Origin of the sequence: Streptomyces sp. WG5, assembly GCF_049974565.1 — a bacterium.
Lineage (GTDB): Bacteria > Actinomycetota > Actinomycetes > Streptomycetales > Streptomycetaceae > Streptomyces.
In genome coordinates, this window is the sequence record NZ_JBNGGC010000128.1 from 1 (window position 1) to 1,384 (window position 1,384).

The window sequence follows — 1,384 nt, forward strand, 5'->3', positions numbered from 1 at the left end:
GAACGGGTCTGTCAAACGAGCGGTGTAACTGGAGGGGTTGGGACTACTGGCGGGCTGCCGACAGGCGGCCGTCGAAGGTGATGTCGAAGGCGTTCAGTGCGGTCTTCCAGCGCATGGTCCAGCGGGCCTGGCCCCTGCCCGTGGGGTCGAGAGACATGATCGCCATGTAGACGCACTTCAGGGCGGCCTGCTCGTTGGGGAAGTGGCCGCGGGCCTTGACTGCCCGGCGGATGCGGGCGTTCACCGACTCGATCGCGTTGGTGGTGCAGACGATGCGGCGGATCTCGGTGTCGAACCGCAGGAAGGGGGTGAACTCCTCCCAGGCGTTCTCCCACAGCTTCACGATCGCCGGATACTTCCGTCCCCAGGCGTCGGCGAACTCGGCGAACCGCTCCAGGGCGGCTTCCTCGGTCGGCGCCGTATAGACCGGCTTCAGAAGCTTGGCGATCTTGTCCCAGTCCTGGCGGGCGGCATAGCGGAACGAGTTCCGCAGCAGGTGCACCACGCAGGTTTGCACAATGGTCGGTGGCCAGACGGCCTCCACTGCCTCGGGCAGGCCCTTGAGCCCGTCGCAGACGAGCATGAGGACGTCGTTCACACCGCGGTTCTTGATCTCGGTGAGGATGTGCAGCCAGTGCTTGGCGCCCTCGCCGCCGTCACCGGCCCACAGGCCCAGGATCTCCCGCCGGCCCTCGACCGTGACGGCCAGGGCCACGTAGATAGGCCGGTTGGCCACCGCACCATCGCGGATCTTCACGTGGATGGCGTCGATGAAGACGACCGGATAGACAGGGTCGAGGGGCCGGCTCTGCCATTCGGCCATGCCCTCGAGGACCTTGTCAGTGATGGTGGAGATGGTCTGGCGGGAGACGTCGGCGCCATAGACCTCGGCCAGGTGGGCCTGGACCTCGCCGGTGGTCAGACCCTTCGCGGCCAGCGAGACCACCATCTCGTCGACGCCGGTCAGGCGCTTCTGCCGCTTCTTGACGATCTTCGGTTCGAAGGAGCCGTCGCGGTCGCGGGGCACGCTGATCCCCACCGGGCCGACATCGGTCAGCACGGTCTTGGAACGTGTGCCGTTGCGGGAGTTGCCGCCGTTCCTGCCCGCCGGATCGTGCTTGTCATAGCCGAGGTGATCGGTGATCTCACCTTCCAGGGCGGACTCCAGGAGTCGCTTGGTCAGCTGCTGGAGCAGCCCACCCTCGCCGGTCAGCTGCAGGCCCTCAGCCTGAGCGCGGCCGACCAACTCGTCGATGAGCTGGTCGTCCACCTTCTTCGCCGGCTGCGGCTCAGCGGCCTTGACGGGCTCGGCCTCGGTCACGTTGTCGCTGGTCATCGATGCATCTTCCTTGATCAGGAGTTACACCGATCGTTTTACAGTCCC

At 66.1% G+C, this 1,384-nt stretch carries 1 protein-coding gene; it reads right to left on the reverse strand.

From position 1 onward, the window contains the following. Nucleotides 1–43: 43 nt before the first annotated feature. Nucleotides 44–1,336 carry an IS256 family transposase gene (locus ACP4IX_RS36195; protein WP_426558894.1) on the reverse strand — a complete coding sequence of 431 codons (1,293 nt, stop codon included), beginning with the start codon at nt 1,334–1,336 and terminating at the stop codon, nt 44–46. Between the last annotated feature and the right edge of the window lie 48 nt (nt 1,337–1,384).